The organism is Planktotalea sp. (assembly GCF_018607965.1).
GTDB lineage: Bacteria > Pseudomonadota > Alphaproteobacteria > Rhodobacterales > Rhodobacteraceae > Planktotalea.
The window spans coordinates 1-23,346 of sequence record NZ_JABBAM010000081.1; the positions used below are offsets into that span (position 1 = coordinate 1).

The following is a 23,346-nucleotide window of genomic DNA, read 5'->3' on the forward strand; positions in this document are numbered from 1 at the left end:
GGGCAGAAAAAGCTGTTGGAACTGGGTCGTACCATGATGGTCGATGCACGGATCGTGTTTCTGGACGAGGTTGGCGCGGGTGTGTACCGCGCGTTGTTGAACACTGTTGGCGACGCGATCCTGCGTTTGAACCAAGAACGCGGTTATACGTTTTGCATGATCGAGCATGACATGGATTTCATTGGGCGCCTCTGCGATCCAGTCATTGTTATGGCTGAGGGCAAAGAACTTGCTACGGGCACGATTGACGAGATCAAAGCCAATGAGCAAGTCATCGAAACCTATCTTGGTACTGGCTTGAAGAATAAGGAAACCGCTTGATGTTTGATTGGGATGTTGGCCCCACCTCTACTGCGCGCGCGCTAGGTATTTAAGAATCAAAAAAGGAATGGAACATTGGCTGAGCCGTTTCTAATTGGTGAGAACATGACAGGTGGTTATGGTACAGGTGCGGACATTTTGCACGACTGTACGATTGCTGTCGAAAGAGGCCAGATCGCTGTGATTGTTGGACCAAATGGTGCTGGCAAATCGACGGCGATGAAGGCTGTGTTTGGCATGCTGAACCTGCGCAAAGGCGGGGTTCGTTTAAACGGCGAAGACATTACCAATGTTTACACCGCAAGCGCGTGTTGCCAAGGGTATGGGCTTTGTTCCACAGACCTCGAATATTTTCACAACGCTGACCGTGGAATAGAACCTTGAGATGGGTGCCTTCATTCGCAAAGACGATTTCGCGGATACATTGGCGCAGGTCTATGAGTTGTTCCCGATCTTGAAAGAGAAGCGTTTGCAAGCGGCCGACGAATTGTCCGGCGGGCAACGTCAGCAGGTTGCTGTTGGACGGGCCCTGATGACACAGCCACAGGTTCTGATGCTGGATGAGCCTACTGCTGGTGTTTCCCCCATCGTGATGGACGAACTGTTTGATCGGATCATCGAGGTTGCGTGCACAGGCATTTCAATCCTGATGGTTGAGCAAAACGCGATACAAGTGCTTGAAATTGCTGATAAAGAATATGTTCTGGTACAAGGCGCGAACGGGTTTACCGATACGGGACAAGCGCTGTTGCACAATCCCGAAGTCCGCAGAAGTTTCTTGGGGGGATGAGCATGCATCTTTTGAAACCCGCAGCTTTCATATGTGCCGCAGTCGTACTCGCACCACCACTTCTGGCGCAGAACATGCTCCAAACCGAAGACAGCTTCACCTTAGAAATAGCCCCCGTAAAAGTGACATTCACGCTGCAATGCGTTTTTAAGACAGAGTGTTTCGAGGGCGAGGCCTGCGCTGAAACCAACTTTGGCGCGCAATTGAATGTTGTCGCGGGCGGTTTGACGGAAACAGATATGGTCGTTCAATCAGACCTTGTGTCTGACGCGGGTGATGCAACGTTGCTCGGCGTCAGCTCCGGCAAAGCAATGTCGCTTGCGCGTGGTGGGTTTGACGCCCGTCATCTGCTGACCATCGCACAGGACGGCGCGGCGCGCTACACGGTTCACTACGCGGATGGCCCCATGTTCATTAACTACCTTGGAGCCTGCAAATGATCGATCTTCTTAACGCGATTGTCGCGCTCTCTAACTTCGTGATTGTTCCCGCGATTGCTTACGGCAGCCAACTCGCGCTTGGGGCGCTTGGTGTGACGCTGATTTATAGCATCTTGCGGTTTTCCAACTTTGCACACAGTGACACAATGGCGTCTGGGGCAATGTTCACAATTTTCGTGACGTGGTGGATGCAATCGGCTGGCATTAACCTTGGACCGCTTCCAACCGCATTGCTGGCGTTGCCTTTTGGTATCCTTGGCTGCATGGCGCTTTTGCTCATAACGGACCGTCTCGTATATCGCTTGTACCGTCAACAAAAAGCCAAACCTGTGATCCTTGTCATTGTCTCCATGGGGGTAATGTTCATCATGAACGGCCTTGTGCAGTTTGCGATTAGACCGGGCGAACAACGCTTTTCAGATGGCGAGCGTTTCATCATTAATGCACGTGAATTCAAAGAGATGACAGGCCTTCGCGAAGGTTTGGCGATCAAGACATCCCAAGGCATTACGGTAATAACGGCTGTTGTCGTGGTTATCGCTTTGTTCTGGTTCTTGAACCGCACGCGCACAGGCAAGTCCATGCGCGCCTACTCTGACAACGAAGATCTTGCGCTGCTCTCGGGTATTAATCCAGAACGTGTCGTGACCTATACTTGGTTAATTGTCGCGGTGCTGTGTACCATTGCTGGTGTCCTTTACGGCCTCGACAAAAGCTTTAAACCGTTTACGTATTTCCAGCTACTTTTGCCTATTTTTGCATCGGCCATTGTTGGCGGACTTGGAAGTCCCGTAGGTGCGATTGCGGGTGGTTTTGTGATCGCTTTCTCGGAGATCACAATCACATACGCATGGAAAAAAGTGCTGTCTAGATGATGCCAGAGTCGCTAGAACCATTTATCCTCGTTCAACTGCTCAGCACCGACTATAAATTCGCGGTATCCTTCGTGATCTTGCTCATTGTTCTCCTGTTCAAACCAACAGGTCTCTTTTCGGGGAAATCGGTATGACTTTACCTTGAAAAAACATTGGTCTCTTCGTTTGCATGGCGGATCTTGTTGATCTTCACGGGCGTGACCGAAAGCCGGAACACGTCGCTGGGCATCATCAACTACTGTTTGATCTTCTCGATCTTGTCGCTGGGAGTGAACCTGCAATGGGGCTACGCGGGCCTGTTCAACGTTGGCGTCATGGGTTTTGTGGCGCTTGGCGGTTTGGCGGCGGTCTTAGTTTCGCACGCGCCTGTTGGTGATGCGTGGAAAGCGGGCGGTCTTGGCCTAATCGTGTCGCTCCTTATGGGGATTGCAACAATCGTGTTGGCGGCGCAGGTCATGAAACGCAAACCGCATAGCAGAACACGCACAATGGTGCTTTTGATGGTGCTCGTCGGTGGTTTCATGCTGTTTCGTGCCATCTTTGATCCTTCGGTTCTGGCGATTGAAAAGATGAATCCAGCCTCAGCAGGCTTCTTAGGCGGTCTTGGACTGCCGATCATCCTGTCATGGCCTATTGGTGGCCTGCTCGCGGCAGGCGCGGCTTGGGTGATTGGCAAGACGGCTCTAGGTTTGCGCTCTGACTAATCGGCGATCGCGACACTGGGCATCGCTGAAATCATCATCGCGATCATCAAAAACGAAGACTGGATGACATGCGGTGTGAAAAACGTTCAATCAGGGCTCGGACGGATTGTCCCACGCGAGATTGATCTACAAAGCAGTGAGACGTTCCTTGAGCGTGCGGGCAGCCTCGGTGTTGATCCTGTCGTAGCTTCAACCTTGTTTGTGAAGCTCAACTATTCTTTGATCTTCTCAATCGTTCTGGTCGTACTGGTCGTCATGCTGCAACTCGCGCTCAACAGCCCTTGGGGTCGCATGCTGCGCGCAATCCGCGATAATGAGGTCGCGGCAGAGGCGATGGGTAAAGACGTCACAGCGCGCCATTTGCAGGTCTTCATCATCGGCAGCGCGATCTGTGGACTCGCGGGTGCCATGATGATCACGCTAGAGGGCCAGTTCATCCCCGGAACCTACCAACCCTTGCGTTTCACATTCCTTGTATGGGTCATGGTGATCGTCGGGGGATCTGGTAACAACTTCAGCGCAATCCTTGGCGGTTTCTTGATTTGGTTCCTCTACGTCCAAGTGGAACCTCTAGGGCATTGGCTCATGGGCATTATTACCTCTGGAATGGCGGAGGGCAGCGCGCTCAAAGCGCATCTGCTCGAAAGTGCCGCACATATGCGCCTCCTAACGATGGGCCTGGTGCTTCTCCTTGTTCTCAGGTTCAGCCCACGTGGATTGATCCCTGAAAAATAACTTGGATCTTCATCTTTCCAAATAAACTTAAACGACGAACGCCGGCCCAATTGGATCGGCGTTCGTATTTCAAGGATCCTGATTTTTCTAGAAAAATCGCAGCGCGCTCAGCTCAAAGCGCAGTCCAACCCCCGTCCACTGAAATCGTGGTTCCCGTGATTTGTGCCGCCGCGTCAGACGCAAGGAACACAGCCGTTCCACCAAGCTGCTCAACGGTTGCGAACTCTTTGGACGGTTGACGCTTTAGCATCACGTACTTGATCACGTCTTCGCGCGACATATCATATTCCCGCATCGTATCGGGGATCTGTGCCTCGACCAAAGGCGTCAACACATACCCTGGGCAGATCGCATTGGCTGTTATCGGTTCTTGAGCGGTCTCAAGCGCAACGGACTTCGTCATACCCACAACGCCATGCTTGGCAGCGATATAGGCCGATTTGAACGGTGAGGCTGTTAGGCCGTGTGCCGAGGCGATGTTGATAACCCTGCCCCATCCCGCCTTGCGCATCATTGGCAAAGCAGCGGCTGTTGTGTGAAACGCCGAGGACATGTTGATCGCGATGATCGCGTCCCACTTATCAACGGGAAACTCGTTAATTGGTGCAACATGCTGGATGCCTGCGTTGTTCATCAAGATATCGCAAACCCCTGCCTTCTCGATCAATGCACGGCATTGATCGCCTTTGGACATATCCGCCTGAATATAACGCGCCTCGACGCCATACTCTTTGGCGATGCTCTCGGCCAATGCATGATCTTCATCGCGGTCTGAAAAAGAATTCAGCACCACATTGGCCCCCGCCTTGGCCATTTCATGGGCGATTCCCAAGCCGATTCCCGAATTGGAACCTGTGATGACGGCGGTTTTATCTGCTAGTGACATAACCCACTCTTCCTTACGTTGTTGTTTGTTTGAATTCCTGCCCTCCATATCATGCTGCGATAGCAAAATAAGGGGTTAAACGGGGTTTTTCGACATCGGACATACAGATGTGAAGACCCTGCTCAGGTTCGCAAAAGCCAAAAAAAAACCCCAGCACGAAGCTGGGGTGTAGTTATTGAGGCAGGTTTCATACAGGCAAGAAACCTATCGAGCAGTGGGTAATCTATAAGCCTTAAGCCGCCGTACTCCAAGCAAAAAGTTTGATAAGCTGTGAAAGCTTCGTTACTAATTTTATCCACAGGCTAAGCACATAAGGGATTGTTTACCAAATGAGATCACTGTTTTTCGCACCTCGCATCAGACGCATCGCTTACATGCTATCGCTCTGCGCGTTGCCCATCCCAAGCTTCGCACAGCCTGCGCATGGCATAGCTATGTATGGCGACCCCGCGCTTCCACCTGATTTTGTGTCGCTCCCTTATGCGAACGCAAATGCGCCCAAAGGCGGCGACATCAATTTTGGCGAAGTCGGAGGATTTGATTCTCTGAACCCACACATTCGAAAAGGCTCGGTTCCGTGGCAATTAAGATCCTTGGCCTATGAAAGTTTAATGGGCCGTTCATACGCCGAACCCTTCTCACTTTACGGACTTTTGGCCGAATCGGTCGAAACTGGCGCGAATCGGGAGTGGGTTGAATTCACCCTGCGCGCAGAGGCCGCTTTCTCGGATGGCAGCCCTGTGACGACGGATGATGTGATTTGGTCTTACGAAACCCTCGGCACCATCGGTCACCCGCGCTATCGTGGGTTTTGGTCCAAGATCGAAAAGATCGAAGCAACAGGTCCACGTTCCGTTCGCTTAACATTCAATGAAGACAACCGTGAACTCGCACTGATCGCGGGTCTGCGTCCAATCTTGAAGAAAGCACAATGGGACGGCAAAGATTTCGCGCAATCCACATTGGATGACATCCCGATCGCGACCTCGCCATATGTGATCGCAGAATTTGATGCGGGTCGCTCTGTCACGCTACGCCGCAACCCCGATTATTGGGGCAAGGATGTGCCGTTTCGCAAAGGCACCATGAACCTTGATGAAATCAAAATGGAATACTACGGCGACGGCGCTGTCTTGTTCGAGGCGTTCAAAGCGGGCGAATTGAAGATGATGCGCGAAAACAATGCCGAGAAATGGGAAACGCAGTATGACTTCCCAGCGGTCCAGCGCGGTGATGTCGTCAAATCCTCGATCCCACATCAACGCCCCACAGGCATGACGGGTTTCGTGATGAACACACGTCGCGCGCCCTTTGATGACTGGCGCGTGCGCGATGCAATGATCCATGCCTTCAACTTTGAATTCGTGAACGACACGCTGACGGGTGGTCGCCAGCCGCGTATTAGTTCGTATTTCTCCAATTCGGTTTTGGGGATGGAAGAAGGTCCCGCAACGGGCAAAGTGGCAAACTTGCTTGAACCCTACAAAGGCGACCTGCTGGCAGGCGCGCTTGAGGGGTATACCTTGCCCGAGTCTGACGGCTCTGCGCGCAATCGCAAGAACATCCGCAAAGCGATGAAGCTGCTCGAAGAGGCTGGATATACAGTCCAAGATGGCAAGATGATGGGCCGCGATGGCAAACAGCTGACGTTCGAAGTCTTACTGCGCCAAGGCAACCAAGAAAACCAATCCATCATGGATATCTACGTCAACGCGCTGGAACGCATTGGTGTGAAGGCCGTGATCTCAGCCACCGATGATGCGCAGTTCACCGAACGCACCGCGACCTATGATTTCGACATGACTTACTATCGCATCGGTCTGTCCCTAAGTCCGGGTAATGAGCAGTATCTCTATTGGGGCTCTGAGGGCGTTGAAGCCCCCGGTCGTCGCAATTGGATGGGTATGAACGTGCCTGCCGCCGAAGCCATGGTCGACAACATTCTAGGCGCACGGACCCAAGAGGATTTCATCGCCGCAACACGTGCGCTGGACCGCATCTTGATTTCAGGGCGGTACTTTATCCCGCTCTATCAGTGGCCCTTCAGCAATGTCGCCCATGCCAAAGATCTCAAATTTTCTGAGACCTTGCCGATCTACGGCGATTGGAGCGGTTTTTTGCCAGAGGTGTGGTGGTCCGAAGCAGACTAGGCTCTGATCATCCTTACCAAGTTTGAAATAGGGGGGCGCAGTTCTGCTGCGGCCCCCTTGCTCTTTAGTACTCCTGTGCGATACCCAAATCTAACATGATTGATCTGTCGCACCCCCCTTGCCCGTCACCGTTTAACCTCGCCCAATATGTTTTAGCGGCTGGTCTAAAGACACCTGATAAACTCGCCTTAGAGGTGCTTGGAACGACGCTTGAGACATGGACTTACGCACGCCTTACAAAGGCTGTTCTTGGGGTCGCGACCGGGTTGTTAGATGCGGGTTTCAAGCCCACAGACATCGTTATGCTGCGCCTTGGCAATACGGCTGATTTTCCCATTGCTTACCTTGGTGCAATTGCGGCTGGGATGGTGGCCGTGCCAACGTCCTCTGCACTGACCAAAAGCGAAATCACGAAAATGGCAGCGCGCATTTCACCCTCTGTGATCTTGCAAGACCCTGAGATCACCGCACCCGAATTGGCAGACACACCAAGTATCGCGCTCACCCGATTGCGTTCGATGTATGACCGTCCCGCTGCACCGTTTCACATGGGTGATCCAGAGCGCTCCGCTTATATCGTGTTCACGTCTGGCACGTCCAGTTCGCCGCGCGCTGTGATGCATGCGCACCGCGCGATCTGGGCACGCAGGATGATGCATAACGGCTGGTATGATCTAAACCAGAACGACCGTCTCTTGCATGCAGGCGCGTTTAACTGGACCTTCACATTAGGCACAGGCTTGATGGACCCTTGGACCCTAGGCGCGACGGCCCTGATCCCAGAAAACGCAACGCCCGTTGAAAAATTACCAAACCTGCTGGCGCAGCACAACGCCACGATGTTCGCCACCGCACCGGGCGTGTTTCGCAAAATCTTGCGGTGTGATCTGCCCGAATTTCCACATCTGCGACACGCGTTAAGCGCGGGTGAAAAGATGTCAGAAACTCTGCACAGGGAGTGGAACGCAGCCACAGGTCTAAAAGTGTATGAGGCATTTGGCATGTCGGAATGCTCGACCTTTATTTCTTCAAGCCCCAACAGTCCCACGATTCCATCATCACTTGGCACGCCCCAAAGGGGTCGAAACGTGGCCTTGCTAGACGACGCAGGTCAGCCCATCCAACACGGCGAGATCGGCACAATCGCGATCCATAAATCTGACGCGGGCCTTATGCTGGGCTATCTGAACGCGCCCGAAGAAACCGCTGCAAAATTCAGCGGCGCGTGGTTCCTTACAGGGGATCAAGGTCGCCGCGATGAAACAGGTGCGATCCACTATGTGGGGCGCGCGGATGACATGATGAACGCAGGTGGTTTTCGGGTTTCCCCGCTTGAGGTCGAAGCGGCGTTCCTTGGCGAGGGCGCCATAACCCAATGCGCTGCGACAGAGATCACGCTCAAAGACGGCGTTCAAGTAATCGCCCTGTGTTACATCGCCGAGACGGACATTGATCAAAGCGCACTGCAAGCTCTGGCAACTGCCAAACTTGCGCGCTACAAACAGCCTCGAATTTATCATCCATGCGACACGTTCCCAAGCAGCGCCAATGGCAAGTTGCTGCGCCGTGTTTTGCGCAGCCAAATAGAGGCCCACTATGGTCAAGCTTGATATCATTTCCGATCCGATTTGCCCGTGGTGCTTTATCGGCAAAACCCTGCTGGATCGCGCATTGGAATCCGAACCAGAACATCCCTTTGAAATCGAATGGCATCCGTTCCAGTTGAACCCTGACATGCCGCTGGAGGGCATGGATCGTCGCGCCTATCTTGAGGGCAAGTTCGGCGGCAAGGCCCAAGCCGTCAAAGTCTACGGACAGATAGATGAACACGCGCGCGGAGTCGGGCTTGACCTGAACCTTGGCGACATCAAACGCACGCCCAACACTTTGAACGCGCACCGTTTGATCCACTGGGCAGGCATTGAAGAACGCCAATCGATGGTCGTGTCCGCAATGTTTCGCGCCTATTTCAAAGAAGGTCGCGACATAGGCGACAGTGAAGTCCTTACCGATATCGCGGATGAGTGCAGCATGGATGCCGCCCTTGTTCAGCGCCTTTTGGCAACTGGTGAGGATCTGGACGGCATTCGTGAAAAGGATGCATCTTTTCGAAAGATGGGCGTAAGTTCTGTGCCGACATTCATCATTGCAGGTCAGCATGCTGTGCCGGGCGCGCAGTCTGTCGACGTCTGGAAAAGCATCATCACCGACATAAAGGCGCAGATCGACAAAGGCGCATGATGCAATCCACCAAAGTCACACCTGAAACGATGCGCATGGGCACTGTTGAGTTCATCGCATTCTCTGCGATGCTCGCAGCAACGATTGCCTTTTCTATCGACTCTATGCTGCCCGGCCTGCCCGAAATCGCGGACGCACTTAGTCCAGATGACCCCAACAAAGTTCAGCTTGTTTTGACCAGTTTTGTTTTGGGCATGGGGCTTGGTACATTTGTGGTTGGCCCATTGTCAGACAGTTTTGGGCGCCGTTCTATCATGCTGATTGGCGCAATCCTGTATTGCATTGGTGCCTTCATTGCATGGCGCGCCGCCACCCTAGAGGTCCTGCTTGGCGCGCGCATGTTGCAAGGACTTGGCGCTGCTGGTCCGCGTATCGTGTCGATGGCCGTCATCCGCGACCTTTATTCGGGCCGTGAAATGGCGCGCATTATGTCCTTTGTGATGATGGTGTTCACCTTAGTGCCTGCGGTTGGTCCGTTGATTGGCGCTGGAATCATTGCAATTTCTGATTGGCGCAGAATCTTCGTTGCATTCATGTGTTTCTCAGCGATCTCTATGATGTGGATGGGTGCGCGCTTGCCCGAAACCCTAGAACGCGCTCAACGTCGCCCGTTTCGTATCAAAGCCCTGATCCATGCCACCAAAGAGCTGTTCAGCCACCGTAGTATTCGCATCTCTATTGCCTGCCAATCGATGATGTTCGCACTTTTGTTTGGCATGCTCTCCATGGTGCACCCAATCTATGACATCACTTTTGATCGCGCCTATAGTTTTCCCTATTGGTTTGCGTTGATTTCAATTCTTGCAGGCACCGCATCGCTTTTGAATGCCAACATCGTGGTTCGCTTTGGGATGCGCAGCGTCGTAACCATCAGTTTCGCCGTTCAAATCCTGCTGTCAGTCATCATGCTTGCCTTTAGTCTCTGGCCACCCTCAGACGGGCTTTACTTCGCCGTTTTCATGATCTGGCAAACCTCTGTCTTCTTTCTTGCGGGCATGACATTTGGCAATCTCAACGCACTCGCAATGGAACCCGTTGGACATATTGCGGGCTTGGCTGCATCTATCCTTGGCGGTGTCGCAACCTTGGTGGGCACGCTGTTTGCGATCCCCATTGGCCTGATGTTTTCTGGCACACCTGTCCCCCTCGCCGCCGCGAGCATTGGTCTTTGCACGATCGCAACGTTCCTTTTGCTTTGGCTTCGCTCGAAAGAAACGGACGTCGCATCCCTAAACTGATATGTTATTCCCCTGTTAACACTTCTGGGATAGAGACGTCGCAACACTATGTTTAAAAGGTATATCCCATGAGCAAGATCAAAGTAGGCAATCCGATCGTTGAAATGGACGGCGATGAAATGACCCGCATCATCTGGGATTTCATCAAAAAGAAACTGATTGAGCCGTATTTGGACATCGATCTGCTTTATTACGACCTGAGCATTCAAGAGCGCGATCGCACCGAAGACCAGATCACGATTGATGCGGCCGAAAAGACGAAAAGAAGTCGGCGTAGCAGTCAAATGTGCAACCATCACAACTGACGAAGCCCGCGTCGAAGAGTTCGGTCTTAAGAAGATGTGGAAATCGCCCAACGGCACGATCCGCAACATTCTGGGCGGCGTGATTTTTCGCCAACCAATCATTTGCTCAAACGTTCCCCGCCTTGTCCCCGGCTGGACCAAACCCATCGTTGTGGGCCGTCACGCATTTGGCGATCAATATAAAGCGACCGATATGAAATTCCCCGGTGCGGGAACGCTAACGATGAAATTCGTCGGCGAAGACGGCACAGAGATCGAACACGAGGTCTACAAAGCCGACAGCGCGGGCGTGTTCATGTCCACGTATAACATCGACAAGTCGATTTATGATTTCGCGCGCGCGTCTTTGAACTATGGTTTGAACCTTGGCTGGCCTGTGTATCTGTCCACCAAGAACACGATCCTGAAACAATACGACCGGCGTTTCTTAGAAATCTTCCAAGAAGTGTATGACGCCGAATTCGCGGATGCGTTCAAAGAAAAAGGCATCTGGTACGAACACCGCCTGATCGACGATATGGTTGCCTGCGCGATCAAATGGAACGGCGGCTTCGTTTGGGCCTGTAAAAACTACGACGGCGATGTGCAATCAGATGTTGTCGCGCGGGGCTTTGGATCCCTTGGCATGATGGCGTCCCAGTTGATGACCCCCGATGGCAAGATCGTCGAAGCCGAGGCTGCGCACGGAACCGTCACACGCCACTACCGTCAGCACCAAGCAGGTGAATCCACCTCCACCAACTCTATCGCGTCGATATATGCTTGGACAGGTGGCCTAAAGCACCGCGCAAAACTAGACAGCAACGACGCGCTGATGGGTTTTGCCGAAACACTGGAAAAGGTCATCGTTGATATGGTTGAGGCCGGTCATATGACCAAAGATCTCGCGCTTTTGGTTGGGCCAGATCAAGGCTGGCTGACAACGATGGGCTTCCTTGAAAAGGTCGATGAAAACCTGAGCGCCGCATTGGCAGGCTAAGTCCCCAATAAATTCAATTGCAACGGCGCTTTTCGAAGCGCCGTTTTGCATTCAAAAGCTATTTTTCCACACTCAGACCAAACGCAAATGATCGCCAAAAAAACGTCATAAGCGTCAACAAAACCTTAAGCGCAGTGCACATCTACGAACTCGTCTAAGTCCTTCGGTTTCTCAAGTGGATCTAAACACACATCGAAGACCTCATGTGTGACGGTGTCTGTGCGAAAGGTAGAAAAACTGTTTGGTGCGACACTTTTCCAATCATCCTGAGGCTGCAAAGGTTCAGACACGACAATCCACCCGTTGCCTGCATCGTTGCGACGATAATATAGCGACGGTGGATGGGCATCTGTCGCGTAACGCACTGTGTACAACGTTTCCCCATCACTGAAAGCAAGTGCCATGCGCAAGCGTGGCGTTACGTTCTGCGACACAGCAATATCATGCAATATACGCACGGCTTTTTGCATTGCTAGTTTGGGCGCAAGGTCAAGCCCCTGACCCAGTGCAATCAAAAATATTGCCTCGCTGTCAGTTGCACCTTTGCGCGCATGATACAGCGCGTCAGGTATGGCCATATCCGCTGATTTTCGCAAACGATCAAACTGTCCGATCTGACCGTTGTGCATAAAACTCCAGGTTCCACTGGCAAACGGATGACAGTTATTGCGGCTAATCGCAGTTCCGGTTGAAGCGCGCACATGCGCTAGAAACATCGGCGATTTCACTTGATCGGCCAAGGCTTTTAAGTTCGGATCAGACCAAGCCGGATATACATCACGGTAAAGCCCGGGTTCAGAACGATGCGCATACCAAGCAACCCCAAACCCATCCGCATTTACCGCCGTTTTGCATTTCTGAGAAGACCGCGCTTGTTCAATCAAGGAATGTTCTGGCGCACTGATCAACTCAGATAGGAAAATCGGTGCACCAATATGCGCGGCCCAGCGACACACAGCGCCTAAGTCCCGCGGTTGTGCGTACGTGCATATAGCGTTGCAATAATTTTGCTCGCTGTTTTTTCGCAAGCAGCAGGTATGAACGCGTGGATCAACGCAGCACCCGCAGCCAGTATTAAACACCCCGCAAACCGAAGTGCAAAGGCCATGTGCTCAAAGTATCTCTCGTCAACGCTTTCGGGATGATCCATAAAAATTCGACGTAGCATGTACAACTCTCTTCGGTGTTTGATCTTGATACCCTTGAAGGACAGAACCAAATCCCAAAATGTTATAAAGTTTGATGTTTTATTGTGAAAATATCCCACGTATAATGTTTATTATGGAAATGGATCAAACAGACCGTCGAATACTGCAACAAATGCAACTTAACAGTGATCTTTCGTTGGATGCGTTGGGGGAAGCTGTCAGCCTATCGCGCAATGCGTGCTGGCGCCGAATAAAACTGCTAACCGAAGCAGGCATCATCAAACGCAAGGTCGCACTACTGGATGCAGAAGCGGTTGGCCTGCCCTTATCAGTCATAATCCAAGTGCGCACTGATCAGCATGACACAAATTGGTCCGCAAAATTCGCCAAAGCAACACGATCTATCCCCCAGATCCAAGGGGTTTACCGCATGTCGGGTGATCTTGATTATCTGATCCGCGCACGCGTGGCAGATATGAAAGATTACGACAGGCTCTATCAAAAGCTAACAGCATCTGTTTCACTTGCAGATGTCTCGGCCAGTTTTGTGATGGAAGAGATCAAGGAAACGACAGCCCTTCCGCTTTAAAGGACAACACACGTGCCAATTCACTTCATCGTTTTGTTAGTTGCAGTCGCGTGCGAAACGATCGGCACCGTGGCCCTACAAGCCAGTGAGCAATTCTCCAAATTCTGGCCGTCTGTTATCGTTGTCATTGCATATGGGATCAGTTTTTACATGCTCGCACTCGCGCTACGTTCGCTCCCACTTGGCATAGCTTACGCGCTCTGGTCTGCGCTTGGCATCGTCTTGATCGCGGGCATCGGGTATTTGGTTTACGGGCAGAAACTCGACCTGCCCGCAATCCTTGGTATTGGAATGATCCTTAGCGGAATCGTTGTGATCCATCTTTTCTCAAACACTTCAACGCACTAGCGTAGATTTAGCCCATTGCGCGCAAACGCTTGAGCAGGCTCGACGTATCCCAGCGTCCCCCACCCAGCTTTTGCACGTCCTTATAAAACTGATCGACCAAAGCGGTTACAGGTAGGCTCGCCCCGACTTCATCGGCGGCATCCAGGCAAATGCCCAGGTCTTTACGCATCCAATCGACCGCAAAGCCGTGCTCGAATTCACCGTCGATCATCGTCTCATAGCGGTTCACCATTTGCCACGATCCAGCGGCACCTTGCGAAATCACTTCAACCACTGAACGCCCATCAAGACCCGCTTTTTCTGCAAAATGCAGCGCCTCGGACAGACCTTGCACCAAACCCGCAATTGCAATTTGGTTGCACATCTTAGTCATTTGACCGGCACCACTGTCGCCAATGCGACGACACATCTTGGAATAGACCTTCAAAATAGGTTCAGCGCGCGCATAGGCACCTGCATCACCGCCGCACATGATCGACAACGCACCGTTTTCGGCACCCGCTTGGCCACCCGAAATAGGCGCGTCTACAAAACTGATTTGTGCCGCGTCCGCCGCTTTATAAAGCTCTGCTGTCACTTCGGCTGAGACTGTCGTGTGGTCGACAAACACAGATCCGCTGGCCATGCCCGCGAAGGCGCCATCTGGACCAAGGCAAACAGAGCGTAGATCATCGTCATTGCCAACACATGACATAACGAGATCCGCGCCTGTAACAGCCTCGCGTGGGGTTAGCGCAGATGCACCACCATGCGCGTCGGCCCACGCCTTCGCTTTCGCGCCAGTCCGGTTATAAACCGTAACCTCATGTCCCGCTTTCGCAAGATGCCCTGCCATCGGATATCCCATGACACCAAGCCCTAAGAATGCACATTTTGCCATCGGCTTTTCCCTCTCATTCAATTACCCTAAACAAGTGCCGAGTCTGCGACACAAAGACAAGAAGTTTGCTGATCTCTTCCGGCAAGGCTCAAGCGACACGCAACGGGGTGACTAAAAATGCTGATGATCTTTCAGTGGGCGTTACGCCTGACGGGTGGCGCAATTGTTGCGGCCGTTCTCGTCACGTTGATGGCCTATTTCCTCGCCGCGCGGTCGCTTCCAAATTACATGAAAACACTTGAAGTAACGGGTATCAGCGAACCTGTTGAGATCGTGCGCGACAATGCCAATGTTCCCCATATCTTTGGTGAAACGGACGGCGACGTTTTCTATGGCCTGGGCTATGCACATGCCCAAGATCGCTTGTGGCAAATGACTATGCTGCGTCGCACGGCCCAAGGGCGATTGTCAGAAGTCTTTGGCAGCCGCACAGTCAGCATCGACACTCTGATGCGCCGCTTGGATATTTACCGCCTTGCCAGCCTCTCGACTGGCAGCCAAGACGCGCGCACGACCCAAGCCCTAGAGGCCTACGCCGCTGGTGTAAATATGCGCATTAATGAAATTAACGAAAGCGCATTGGGACGTGGCGCACCCGAAATGTTCTTGTTCGGATCGGCCATTTCCCCTTGGCGTCCTGCAGATTCACTTGCTGTGACAAAGCTTATGGCGTTGCAACTATCAGGTCATTTGCAAGACGAAGTTTTACGCGCGCGCACCTCTCTCATTCTCCCAGATGAAGCGCGATTGTCTGATATCCTTCCCGAGATGCCCGGAACAGGTGTCGCGGCACTGCCGAAATACGCATCCCTGATCGACGGCCCTCTCCCACGTTACGCCGCAGTTACAGATCGCCGAGACCCTCTGCATCCAGCGCCTCAGCGCGGCCTTGCAGGGGCATCAAACGCGTGGGCCGCAGCGCCCGAACGGTCGGCTTCGGGGGGGACGCTGATGGCAAACGACCCCCATCTTGGATTCACAGCCCCAGCGATTTGGTACCTGACGCGTCTTGAGTTGGCCGCAGGCGGTGTCATCGGTGGAACCATCCCAGGCATGCCGGTTGTCCTCGCAGGGCGTAGCGCCTCAATTGGCTGGGGGATCACATCATCCTACCTTGATGATCAGGATCTCTACATTGAAAGACTGAACCCTGAAAACCCAGAAGAATATGACACGCCAGACGGTTTCAAACCGTTCGTGACACGCAAATCAATCATAAACATCAAAGACGCCGATCCGATCACAATCACCCTGCGTTGGACAGACAATGGGCCCGTTCTATTAGGCAGTGATTTTAATTTGGCGACGATCACACCGCAGGGCCATGTGGCCTCGCTCGCATGGACTGCCCTTAGCGCGCGCGACACGTCAATGAGTGCTGCAATGGGCATTATGCAATCAGCCGACGTCCAAAGTGCACTGGTCAGCGCCGAGTCTTATATAGCGCCGTCCCAAAACCTGACCTTGGTGGACAAAGACAAAATCGCGTTGAAATTAATCGGCGCAATGCCCGAACGTGACCAAAACCATCAAAGCAAAGGCCGCCTACCCAGCCCGGGATGGATCGCCGCCAATCGCTGGAAAGGCATGTTTCCCGTCGAAACCAATCCTGAATTCAAAGACCCCGAAGGTGGAATTCTCGGCAACACCAACAACAAACTCGTCCAGCGCCCGTTCCCCGTTCACGTCAGCTATGAGTGGGGTGACAGCCAGCGCATTCAGCGTTGGAAATTGTTGATGCAAAACCGCCAAGTCCACACGCGTGACAGCTTTATTGAAGCACAACTGGACACGGTTAGCTTCACAGCGCGCACGATGTTGCCTCTGATCGGAGCCGATTTGTGGTTCACAGGCGAAGCAACACCAAACGGCACACCAGAGCGTAAACGCCAAATCGCTCTTGAATTATTGGCCAACTGGACCGGCGAGATGAACGAACACCTGCCTGAGCCATTAATCTATTCCGCATGGCTGCGCGCGTTGCAGGATCGCTTGATCAAAGACGAACTTGGCCCCCTCGCAAGCGAATTCAAACATGTGGAACCTTTGTTCATCGAGCGCGTTTTCCGCGATATCGACGGCGCGGCCGAGTGGTGCGATATCCTGCAATCGTCCCCAAAAGAAACGTGCGCCGATATTGCGCGCCTCTCACTCGATGCGGCAATCCTGTGGCTAGAGGAAAACTTCACAACCGATCTCGCCTCTTTGCGCTGGGGCGATGCACACCAAGCGACCCATGATCATGCTGTACTGGGCGACGTGCCTGTGCTGCGCTATTTTGTGAACATCCGCCAATCTACATCAGGGGGTGACAACACGCTCATGCGGGGGCGTACCAAGGGCGGTCCAGCCAAAGATGCGTTCAACAACGTGCATGGTGCTGGCTATCGTGGTGTCTATGATTTTACGGATCCTGACAGTTCACTGTTTATCACGTCCACAGGCCAGTCAGGCCATCTTTTCTCTCGTCACTACGATGATCTCGGCGCACTTTGGCGTCGCGGTGAATACATCCCAATGTCACTTGATGAAGGCCTCGCGCGCGCCGCAGCAGTCGGCATCACTACTCTCATACCCAACGAAAACGAACGATGACCCTCGTTTCCTCTCTCTAAAAATATCCCCGCCGGAGGCAAAAATACTTTAAAAAGACTGAAACTGCGCGCGGTTTTTAGCTTTCCAGCGCAGGTCCAATTCGAACCCGTGCTCGGTCTGACGTTCTGCCTCAACAAAAGAACGCTCAAATAACCAAGCCCGCTTTTTACCATCTGAGTACGGCAGCACCATCGTTTCCACGATGATGTCACCTTCCAACGCCTCTTCAACAGCCGCAATAAATTCTGGGATGCCATTGCCTGTGATGGACGAAATCGCCAACACATCATCGTGACGCGCTGCACGCGCGAGAACTCCGTCTTGCGCATCTGCGTCAAGCAAATCAATCTTGTTCCAAACCTCGATCTGCTTGGCGTTTTCGCCAACACCCAAGGACGTTAAGATCGTACGCACATCCGCGGCTTGCTCTTCGGTGCCCTCATGCGAAATATCACGCACGTGGATAATCAGATCAGCGGCCAGAACTTCCTCTAGCGTCGCGCGGAAAGAGGCGACCAATTCAGTCGGCAGATCAGAAATAAATCCAACCGTGTCAGACATGATCACATGCGGACCATCGGGCAGCTCGACCGCGCGCATTGTCGGATCAAGCGTAGCAAACAACATGTCTTTGGCAAAAACGTCCGCACCTGTCAGGCGATTGAACAAGGTCGATTTACCCGCATTGGTATAGCCAACAAGCGCAACAATCGGAAACGGCACTTTTGCGCGCGCATCACGATGCAGGGCACGAGTTTTGACAACTTTAGAAAGCTTACGACGCAAACGCACCAGTTGGTCATCAATCGCGCGGCGATCGGATTCGATTTGCGTCTCACCTGGGCCACCAACAAATCCAAGTCCGCCACGTTGGCGTTCAAGATGGGTCCAAGCCCGCACCAAGCGCGTGCGCTGATAGCTAAGGGCGGCCATCTCGACCTGCAAAACACCTTCGCTGGTGCGCGCACGGTCCGAGAAAATCTCGAGGATCAACCCTGTGCGATCGAGCACTTTAACGCCCCACGCTTTTTCAAGGTTACGTTGTTGAACGGGTGTGACGGGACCATCGATCAGCACAAGATCAATCTCGTGCTCATCAAAAATCTGATGCATCTCTTCGATCTTGCCCTTGCCAAACAACATGCCCGCATGGGCCTTTGGCAAACGCACAATTGTGTCACTGAAAACGTCTAGACCCGGCAACGCTTCAGCCAAGGCGACAGCCTCTGCCAACGCCGGCTCAGGGAGACGCCGATCATTGTTGCTTTTGATGTCCGGATGTAGGACCCAAGTTCGGGTTACGATTGGATCATGATCCATCAATTAGCGTCTTCACCCTCGTAGAGGCTGATAGGCTGGCTGGGCATAATCGTTGAAATAGCATGCTTGTAGACCAACTGAGATTGTCCATCGCGGCGCAAAAGAACGCAGAAGTTGTCAAACCAAGTAATAACACCCTGCAATTTCACACCGTTAATGAGGAAAACTGTGACGGGGACTTTGGTTTTACGAACATGATTCAGAAATGCGTCTTGTAGGTTTTGTCTATCGTTGGCCAATGGGGCATGCCTTTATTCTTGTGTGTTTTTTTAGGGCGCAGCAGAATGCCCTGTGATCAGAGCATTACTTAGTTTCAAAAGTATGTAGGCAAGCGGCTGGAGTTTCCAGCGGTTTTTTCAACCCGTCCGCCATTTAACGCAGGCGTGTTCTATCTGCGCCAAAGTTCTGGCGTCATAAGTGCGATGATTGCGAGCGTCTCGAGACGTCCTAGAACGGTCGCAGCCGCAAAGCAAAGCTTTGCCGCAACAGGTAAATCCGTCAGTAAAATAGGCTCTGCACCTGCTGCATTCAGCAAAGGCCCTGTTGTCGACAGAGCAGCGACAGACATCACCAAGGCGTCTGAAAAACTAGCCCCGAATGCGGTCAGCGCAAGGGTTACAAAGGCCAGTGAAAGCGCGAACAACATAAAGAAAATCCATGCTGTATACGCACCTTGGCGCCGAATACGCCGATTCCCTGCCCCTTTTCCACTAACAGATGACGGATGGATTAATTTCTGCATCTCACGCAAGCCGTTCAAATATAGGGTGAAAACCCGCAACAGCTTGACACCACCCGCCGTCGTCGCAACACCACCGCCCATCAAAGCAAGGCCCATCAGGATCATCCCCGGTGTGGACAAGCCAGACCACCCCTGTGCCGCGTCCCATTCAGAACTGACAAACCCCGTTGTGGTGAGGAAGGACAAAACGGTGAACATTCCACCCCAAAGGGCTTTCAGCGCCAGCAACAGGTTTTCTTCTTCATCAACCTCAAACGCACCAAGCCAGTGACGTATGAACAACAGGAACGGCACTCCCAGCACCAATATCAGGCCAATGCGGAACTCTGCGTCTTCATGCAAACCGCGGGTGTTGCCCCTAATTGTATCCGTCGAAAACGTGAGGCGAGACAGTGCAAAAAGCAAAAAAACGAAGATCAGGAATTCTGAAGCGACGCCGACAGTGCTTTCTTGAATGCCTCCGACGGCAGAAATTCCGCTGGTCGACAGCGTCGCCATCGCATGCATCGAACTGCTGAGAGGAGTTTCCCCTGTCAGGATCAAACAAAACCAAAGCGCCACCGTCAGAATTACGTAGATCGGAAACAGGCTTTTGGTTGCACGGATCAAACGCTGACCTGGCGAGGCCGCGCGCATATCATAGCGGCGCAAACCACCCTGCCCGGGTTCTGCGCTGGTCGTGACTTCAAACCCCCCAAGGTTCAACGGCGCTAGGATCGCAGCCGCCGCAATCCACATCAACAACCCTCCTGACCATGCAACAATCCCGCGCCAAAGATGCAAGCTAGGGTGCAAACGATCAGGGTCCGGGAACAATGTCGCGCCTGTTGTTGTCAGCGACGACACCATTTCGAAATAAGCATTCACAAAGCTGGTCGTTTGCACCGCTTCATAAAATGGAACGGCAAGAACGATTGGTAAAATCGAGAAAACGGCAAACAATGCGAGCAAATGTTCAAGCGCGTTATGATGCGATGGTCGTCCAGACATCGCGATCCCAATCAGCGCACATAAGATCAACCCAAGCGTCGCAGAATAAAAGAAACTACGCGCGATATGGAAGGCCTCTAGTGTCAGGGCGTGTATCGCAGGAACATACATCGCCGCACAGGCCATCATAACGAAAAGCAGAAAAACAGGCAGATCAAGGATACGCGCAAGCATTACGTCAACTCAAAAGAAATCGATGGAGACTTGCAGCAATCGCTCTACTTCAGGAACATCTGCGGTCATTGCAAAGAGCGCAATCACATCGCCTTCTTCGATCCGCAATTTACCCGTTGGCCGTTGAACTTTTCCATCTTTCAAGATCGCACCAACAAGCACACCTTCTGGAAACGCGATGTCGCGGATCAACTGCCCTGCAAGCGGAGAGGTCGACAGCACTTCCGCTTCGATCAATTCTGCCTCGGCATCACCGATAGAATAGACCGCACGAACACGGCCATGGCGGATGTGACGCAAGATTGAACTTACAGTTGTTGCCCGGGGGTTGATGTAGGCATCAATTCCCAATGGTCCCATAAGCTGCACAAGAGACGGGTCATTGATCAAAGCCACGGCCATCGGACACCCAGCCGCCTTTGCGCGCACAGCAGCAAGCATGTTGGTCTTGTCGTCGTCAGTCACCGCCAAAACAGCGTCCGCGCGGTTAATATTGGCCTCTGCCAACAAAGCGGCGTCTAAGCCATCGCCATGAAGAACAATTGTACGCTCTAAAACATCTGCCGCGTGTTCCGCAATTTCACGGTTCTTCTCAATAACTTTCGCGCGCACCCGCGTCGTGCGCTTTTCTAATGCCTCAGCGACGGCCAAACCAACATTACCACCGCCAATCAGAACAACACGTTCTTGGACCTTATGGGTCTTGCCGAAAATTTCCATCGTGCGGCCAACGTCTTCGACGTGGCAAAAGACATAACATTCATCGCCCACAAAGAGTTGATCGCCCGCTTCTGGCGCAAACAACGTACCCTCTCGTCGAATGCCAACAACGATTGAACGCAGCGTCGAAAACAGATCAGTCAGCTGACGCAGGGGCGTGTTGACGATGGGGCAGTTTTCGCCAATCGACAATCCAAGTAGCTGCGCTTTCCCGTCTAGAAACTTTTCAGTGTCAAAAGCAGATGGCGCAGAAAGACGTTGCAAAGCTGCATCCGCGACCTCTTTTTCAGGGCTGATAACCACGTCAATCGGCATGTGGTCTCGACGATAAAGATCAGAGTAGATCGCATCCAAATAGGACTGACCGCGCAGACGCGCAATCTTGCGTGGGATCGCAAACACCGAATGCGCCACTTGGCACGTGACCATGTTCACTTCATCTGAATGGGTCGCAGCGATGATCATATCTGCATCACGCGCGCCGGCTTTTGACAGGACATCGGGATAGCTGGCAAAACCAGCAATGCCCTGCACATCAAGCGAATCCGTAGCACGGCGCACCAGCTCGGGGTTGTTATCAACCACCGTTACGTCGTTACGCTCACCTGAAAGATGTCGTGCAATCTGCCAACCCACTTGGCCAGCGCCACAAATAATGACCTTCATGATTGGCCTCTGCTAAAATCACGTTTCGCTTGAATGACAGAGCCGCCCGAGCTGGTCAATGGTAGCCACAATCCCTGCAAGCTTCACCCAGCCTTCGCAGCCTCATCCTCTTCGACCTGAGCGATCCGCGCACCTGCCTTGTTTGTTGTGACAACGCCCAAAGATTTCAGTTTGCGGTGTAACGCAGAGCGTTCCATTCCAACAAAATTCGCCGTTCTTGAAATATTGCCGCCAAAGCGATTGATCTGTGTCAGTAGATATTCGCGTTCAAATGCTTCGCGCGCCTCGCGCAGTGGAAGTGTTGCAAGTGAACCTGACAGCACAACACGGCCCTCTTCATCGCTGCTTGCAGGTTCATTGGGCAATTCACGCGCCTCAATCGGGCCAGTGTTATCCCCAAGGATCAGAACGCGTTCAACGAGGTTCTTCAACTGGCGTACGTTGCCTGGCCAAACCATCGTTTGCATCAACGCCGCCGCTTCATCTGAAAACGCGCGCGCAGTCAGACCTTGGCTTTTGTTGCACTCTTCAACGAACTGGGCCGCAAGCAATGGGATATCTTCACGACGTTCTTCCAAGGATGGGACTGGGATCGGCACGACGTTCAAACGATGGAACAGCTCTTGGCGGAACCGCTCGGCTTCGATTTCGGCTTCTAAATCACGGCTGGTTGATGAGATAACACGCAGGTCAACCTTCACCTTTTCAGCGCCACCAACCCGCGCGAATTGCTGGTCCACGAGAACACGAAGAATTTTGCCCTGTGTTCCTAGCGGCAAGTCAGCGACTTCATCAAAATAGATGATACCCCCGTTGGCTTGCTCAAGCAGGCCAGGTTCAATTCCTTGATCCTTTCCCTCACGCCCAAACAACATTTCTTCCATGCGATCAGGTTCAACACCCGCACAGTTCACCGTCACAAAGGGCGCGTCAACACGACCAGAGTTGGCATGAATATAGCGCGCTGCAACTTCTTTTCCCGATCCCGCAGGGCCCCGCAGCAAAACCCGTCCATTAGATTTCGTGACCTTATCAAGTTGGGAAATGAGCGTTCTATAGGACGCGCTGTCACCGATCATTTCGGTGCTTGGTGCGTCGCGACGCTTCAGCGTTTGGTTCTCACGACGCAAGTGCGATGTTTCCATTGCCCGTCGTATCACTACCAAAAGCTGGTCAATATTGAACGGCTTTTCGATGAAATCATAGGCACCTTGCTTAATCGCAGCGACGGCAATTTCAATATTGCCATGGCCGGAAATGATGACGACAGGCACATCGGGGTAATCTTTTTTGATGACTTTCAGGATATCAATCCCGTCCATCGCACTGTCTTTTAGCCAGATGTCGAGGATCATTAACGCCGGTTGCTCTGCCGCGACTTGTGCCATGCACTCGTCTGAGGTTCCCGCAAGCCGCGTCGTAAAGCCTTCGTCTTTCAAAATATCCGAAACAAGCTCACGAATATCGCGTTCGTCGTCTACTATAAGAATGTCGCCCATCATTCACTCCA

The 23,346-nt window shown here is 52.6% G+C and carries 17 protein-coding genes and 5 pseudogenes; 13 read left to right on the forward strand and 9 right to left on the reverse strand.

The window, feature by feature from the left end; translation table 11 throughout:
* The 5 genes and pseudogenes from QZ279_RS07595 to QZ279_RS07615 all read left to right on the forward strand — a co-directional run.
* Window positions 1–321: pseudogene (locus tag QZ279_RS07595) on the forward strand (ABC transporter ATP-binding protein); the annotation flags it as partial.
* A gap of 75 nt (window positions 322–396) precedes the next feature.
* Window positions 397–1,111, forward strand: a pseudogene (locus QZ279_RS07600) (ABC transporter ATP-binding protein).
* Window positions 1,108–1,551 carry a hypothetical protein gene (locus tag QZ279_RS07605; protein WP_293449706.1) on the forward strand — a complete coding sequence of 148 codons (444 nt, stop codon included), beginning with the start codon at window positions 1,108–1,110 and terminating at the stop codon, window positions 1,549–1,551. Before QZ279_RS07600 ends, QZ279_RS07605 begins: the two are co-directional and overlap by 4 nt.
* A pseudogene (locus tag QZ279_RS07610) lies at window positions 1,551–2,560 on the forward strand (branched-chain amino acid ABC transporter permease). The gene QZ279_RS07605 and the pseudogene QZ279_RS07610 overlap by 1 nt, the downstream one beginning before the upstream one ends.
* Before the next feature lie 18 nt (window positions 2,561–2,578).
* Window positions 2,579–3,865 (forward strand): annotated as a pseudogene (locus QZ279_RS07615) (branched-chain amino acid ABC transporter permease).
* A 112-nt stretch (window positions 3,866–3,977) separates the two neighbouring features.
* Here QZ279_RS07615 and QZ279_RS07620 read toward each other — a convergent pair.
* Window positions 3,978–4,751 (reverse strand): 3-hydroxybutyrate dehydrogenase, encoded by a 774-nt coding sequence (locus QZ279_RS07620; protein WP_293449708.1) that lies wholly within the window; start codon window positions 4,749–4,751, stop codon window positions 3,978–3,980.
* 329 nt (window positions 4,752–5,080) lie between these two features.
* Here QZ279_RS07620 and QZ279_RS07625 point away from each other — a divergent pair, with 329 nt between their 5' ends.
* The 5 genes and pseudogenes from QZ279_RS07625 to QZ279_RS07645 all read left to right on the forward strand — a co-directional run bounded on the left by QZ279_RS07625 (window position 5,081) and on the right by QZ279_RS07645 (window position 11,664).
* Window positions 5,081–6,901, forward strand: coding sequence for an extracellular solute-binding protein (locus QZ279_RS07625; RefSeq protein ID WP_293449709.1), 1,821 nt, complete (start codon window positions 5,081–5,083; stop codon window positions 6,899–6,901).
* 95 nt (window positions 6,902–6,996) lie between these two features.
* Complete coding sequence (locus QZ279_RS07630) at window positions 6,997–8,511, forward strand: class I adenylate-forming enzyme family protein (protein WP_293449711.1); 1,515 nt, start codon at window positions 6,997–6,999, stop codon at window positions 8,509–8,511.
* The gene (locus tag QZ279_RS07635) at window positions 8,498–9,142 is read left to right on the forward strand and encodes a DsbA family oxidoreductase (protein WP_293449713.1); all 645 of its coding nucleotides are present in this window, start codon (window positions 8,498–8,500) and stop codon (window positions 9,140–9,142) included. Before QZ279_RS07630 ends, QZ279_RS07635 begins: the two co-directional genes overlap by 14 nt.
* Window positions 9,139–10,380, forward strand: a complete 1,242-nt coding sequence (locus QZ279_RS07640; protein ID WP_293449715.1) for a multidrug effflux MFS transporter — start codon at window positions 9,139–9,141, stop codon at window positions 10,378–10,380. The genes QZ279_RS07635 and QZ279_RS07640 overlap by 4 nt, the downstream gene beginning before the upstream one ends.
* A gap of 68 nt (window positions 10,381–10,448) precedes the next feature.
* A pseudogene (locus QZ279_RS07645) lies at window positions 10,449–11,664 on the forward strand (NADP-dependent isocitrate dehydrogenase).
* 125 nt (window positions 11,665–11,789) lie between these two features.
* Here the strand turns inward: QZ279_RS07645 and QZ279_RS07650 are convergent.
* Together QZ279_RS07650 and QZ279_RS07655 are read right to left on the reverse strand one after the other, a co-directional pair.
* Complete coding sequence (locus QZ279_RS07650) at window positions 11,790–12,620, reverse strand: class II glutamine amidotransferase (RefSeq protein WP_293449717.1); 831 nt, start codon at window positions 12,618–12,620, stop codon at window positions 11,790–11,792.
* A 5-nt stretch (window positions 12,621–12,625) separates the two neighbouring features.
* A complete protein-coding gene (locus QZ279_RS07655; RefSeq protein WP_293449719.1) occupies window positions 12,626–12,832 on the reverse strand; it encodes a DUF6356 family protein in 207 nt (68 codons plus the stop codon).
* A 113-nt stretch (window positions 12,833–12,945) separates the two neighbouring features.
* On the opposite strand from QZ279_RS07655, the gene QZ279_RS07660 reads away from it, so the two are divergent.
* Together QZ279_RS07660 and QZ279_RS07665 are read left to right on the forward strand one after the other, a co-directional pair.
* Entirely contained in the window at window positions 12,946–13,401 is a 456-nt protein-coding gene (locus tag QZ279_RS07660) for an Lrp/AsnC family transcriptional regulator (RefSeq protein ID WP_293449721.1), read from the forward strand.
* A gap of 12 nt (window positions 13,402–13,413) precedes the next feature.
* On the forward strand, window positions 13,414–13,749 hold the full coding sequence (locus tag QZ279_RS07665) for an SMR family transporter (protein WP_293449723.1): 336 nt from the start codon (window positions 13,414–13,416) through the stop codon (window positions 13,747–13,749).
* Between the two features lie 7 nt (window positions 13,750–13,756).
* On the opposite strand, the gene QZ279_RS07670 is transcribed toward QZ279_RS07665, so the two are convergent.
* The gene (locus QZ279_RS07670; RefSeq protein ID WP_293449725.1) at window positions 13,757–14,629 is read right to left on the reverse strand and encodes an NAD(P)-dependent oxidoreductase; all 873 of its coding nucleotides are present in this window, start codon (window positions 14,627–14,629) and stop codon (window positions 13,757–13,759) included.
* 117 nt (window positions 14,630–14,746) lie between these two features.
* On the opposite strand from QZ279_RS07670, the gene QZ279_RS07675 reads away from it, so the two are divergent.
* Entirely contained in the window at window positions 14,747–17,224 is a 2,478-nt protein-coding gene (locus tag QZ279_RS07675; protein ID WP_293449727.1) for a penicillin acylase family protein, read from the forward strand.
* A 48-nt stretch (window positions 17,225–17,272) separates the two neighbouring features.
* Here the strand turns inward: QZ279_RS07675 and hflX are convergent, their stop codons facing one another.
* The 5 genes from hflX to QZ279_RS07700 form a co-directional block, all read right to left on the reverse strand.
* A complete protein-coding gene (gene hflX / locus QZ279_RS07680) occupies window positions 17,273–18,544 on the reverse strand; it encodes a GTPase HflX (RefSeq protein WP_293449729.1) in 1,272 nt (423 codons plus the stop codon).
* Window positions 18,544–18,783 (reverse strand): RNA chaperone Hfq, encoded by a 240-nt coding sequence (gene hfq, locus QZ279_RS07685; protein WP_009828195.1) that lies wholly within the window; start codon window positions 18,781–18,783, stop codon window positions 18,544–18,546. Before hfq ends, hflX begins: the two co-directional genes overlap by 1 nt.
* Window positions 18,784–18,932: 149 nt before the next feature.
* Entirely contained in the window at window positions 18,933–20,450 is a 1,518-nt protein-coding gene (locus QZ279_RS07690) for a potassium transporter TrkG (protein ID WP_293449730.1), read from the reverse strand.
* 9 nt (window positions 20,451–20,459) lie between these two features.
* Complete coding sequence (gene trkA, locus QZ279_RS07695; RefSeq protein ID WP_293449732.1) at window positions 20,460–21,836, reverse strand: Trk system potassium transporter TrkA; 1,377 nt, start codon at window positions 21,834–21,836, stop codon at window positions 20,460–20,462.
* Between the two features lie 83 nt (window positions 21,837–21,919).
* A complete protein-coding gene (locus QZ279_RS07700) occupies window positions 21,920–23,335 on the reverse strand; it encodes a sigma-54 dependent transcriptional regulator (protein ID WP_293449762.1) in 1,416 nt (471 codons plus the stop codon).
* Window positions 23,336–23,346: the final 11 nt, after the last annotated feature.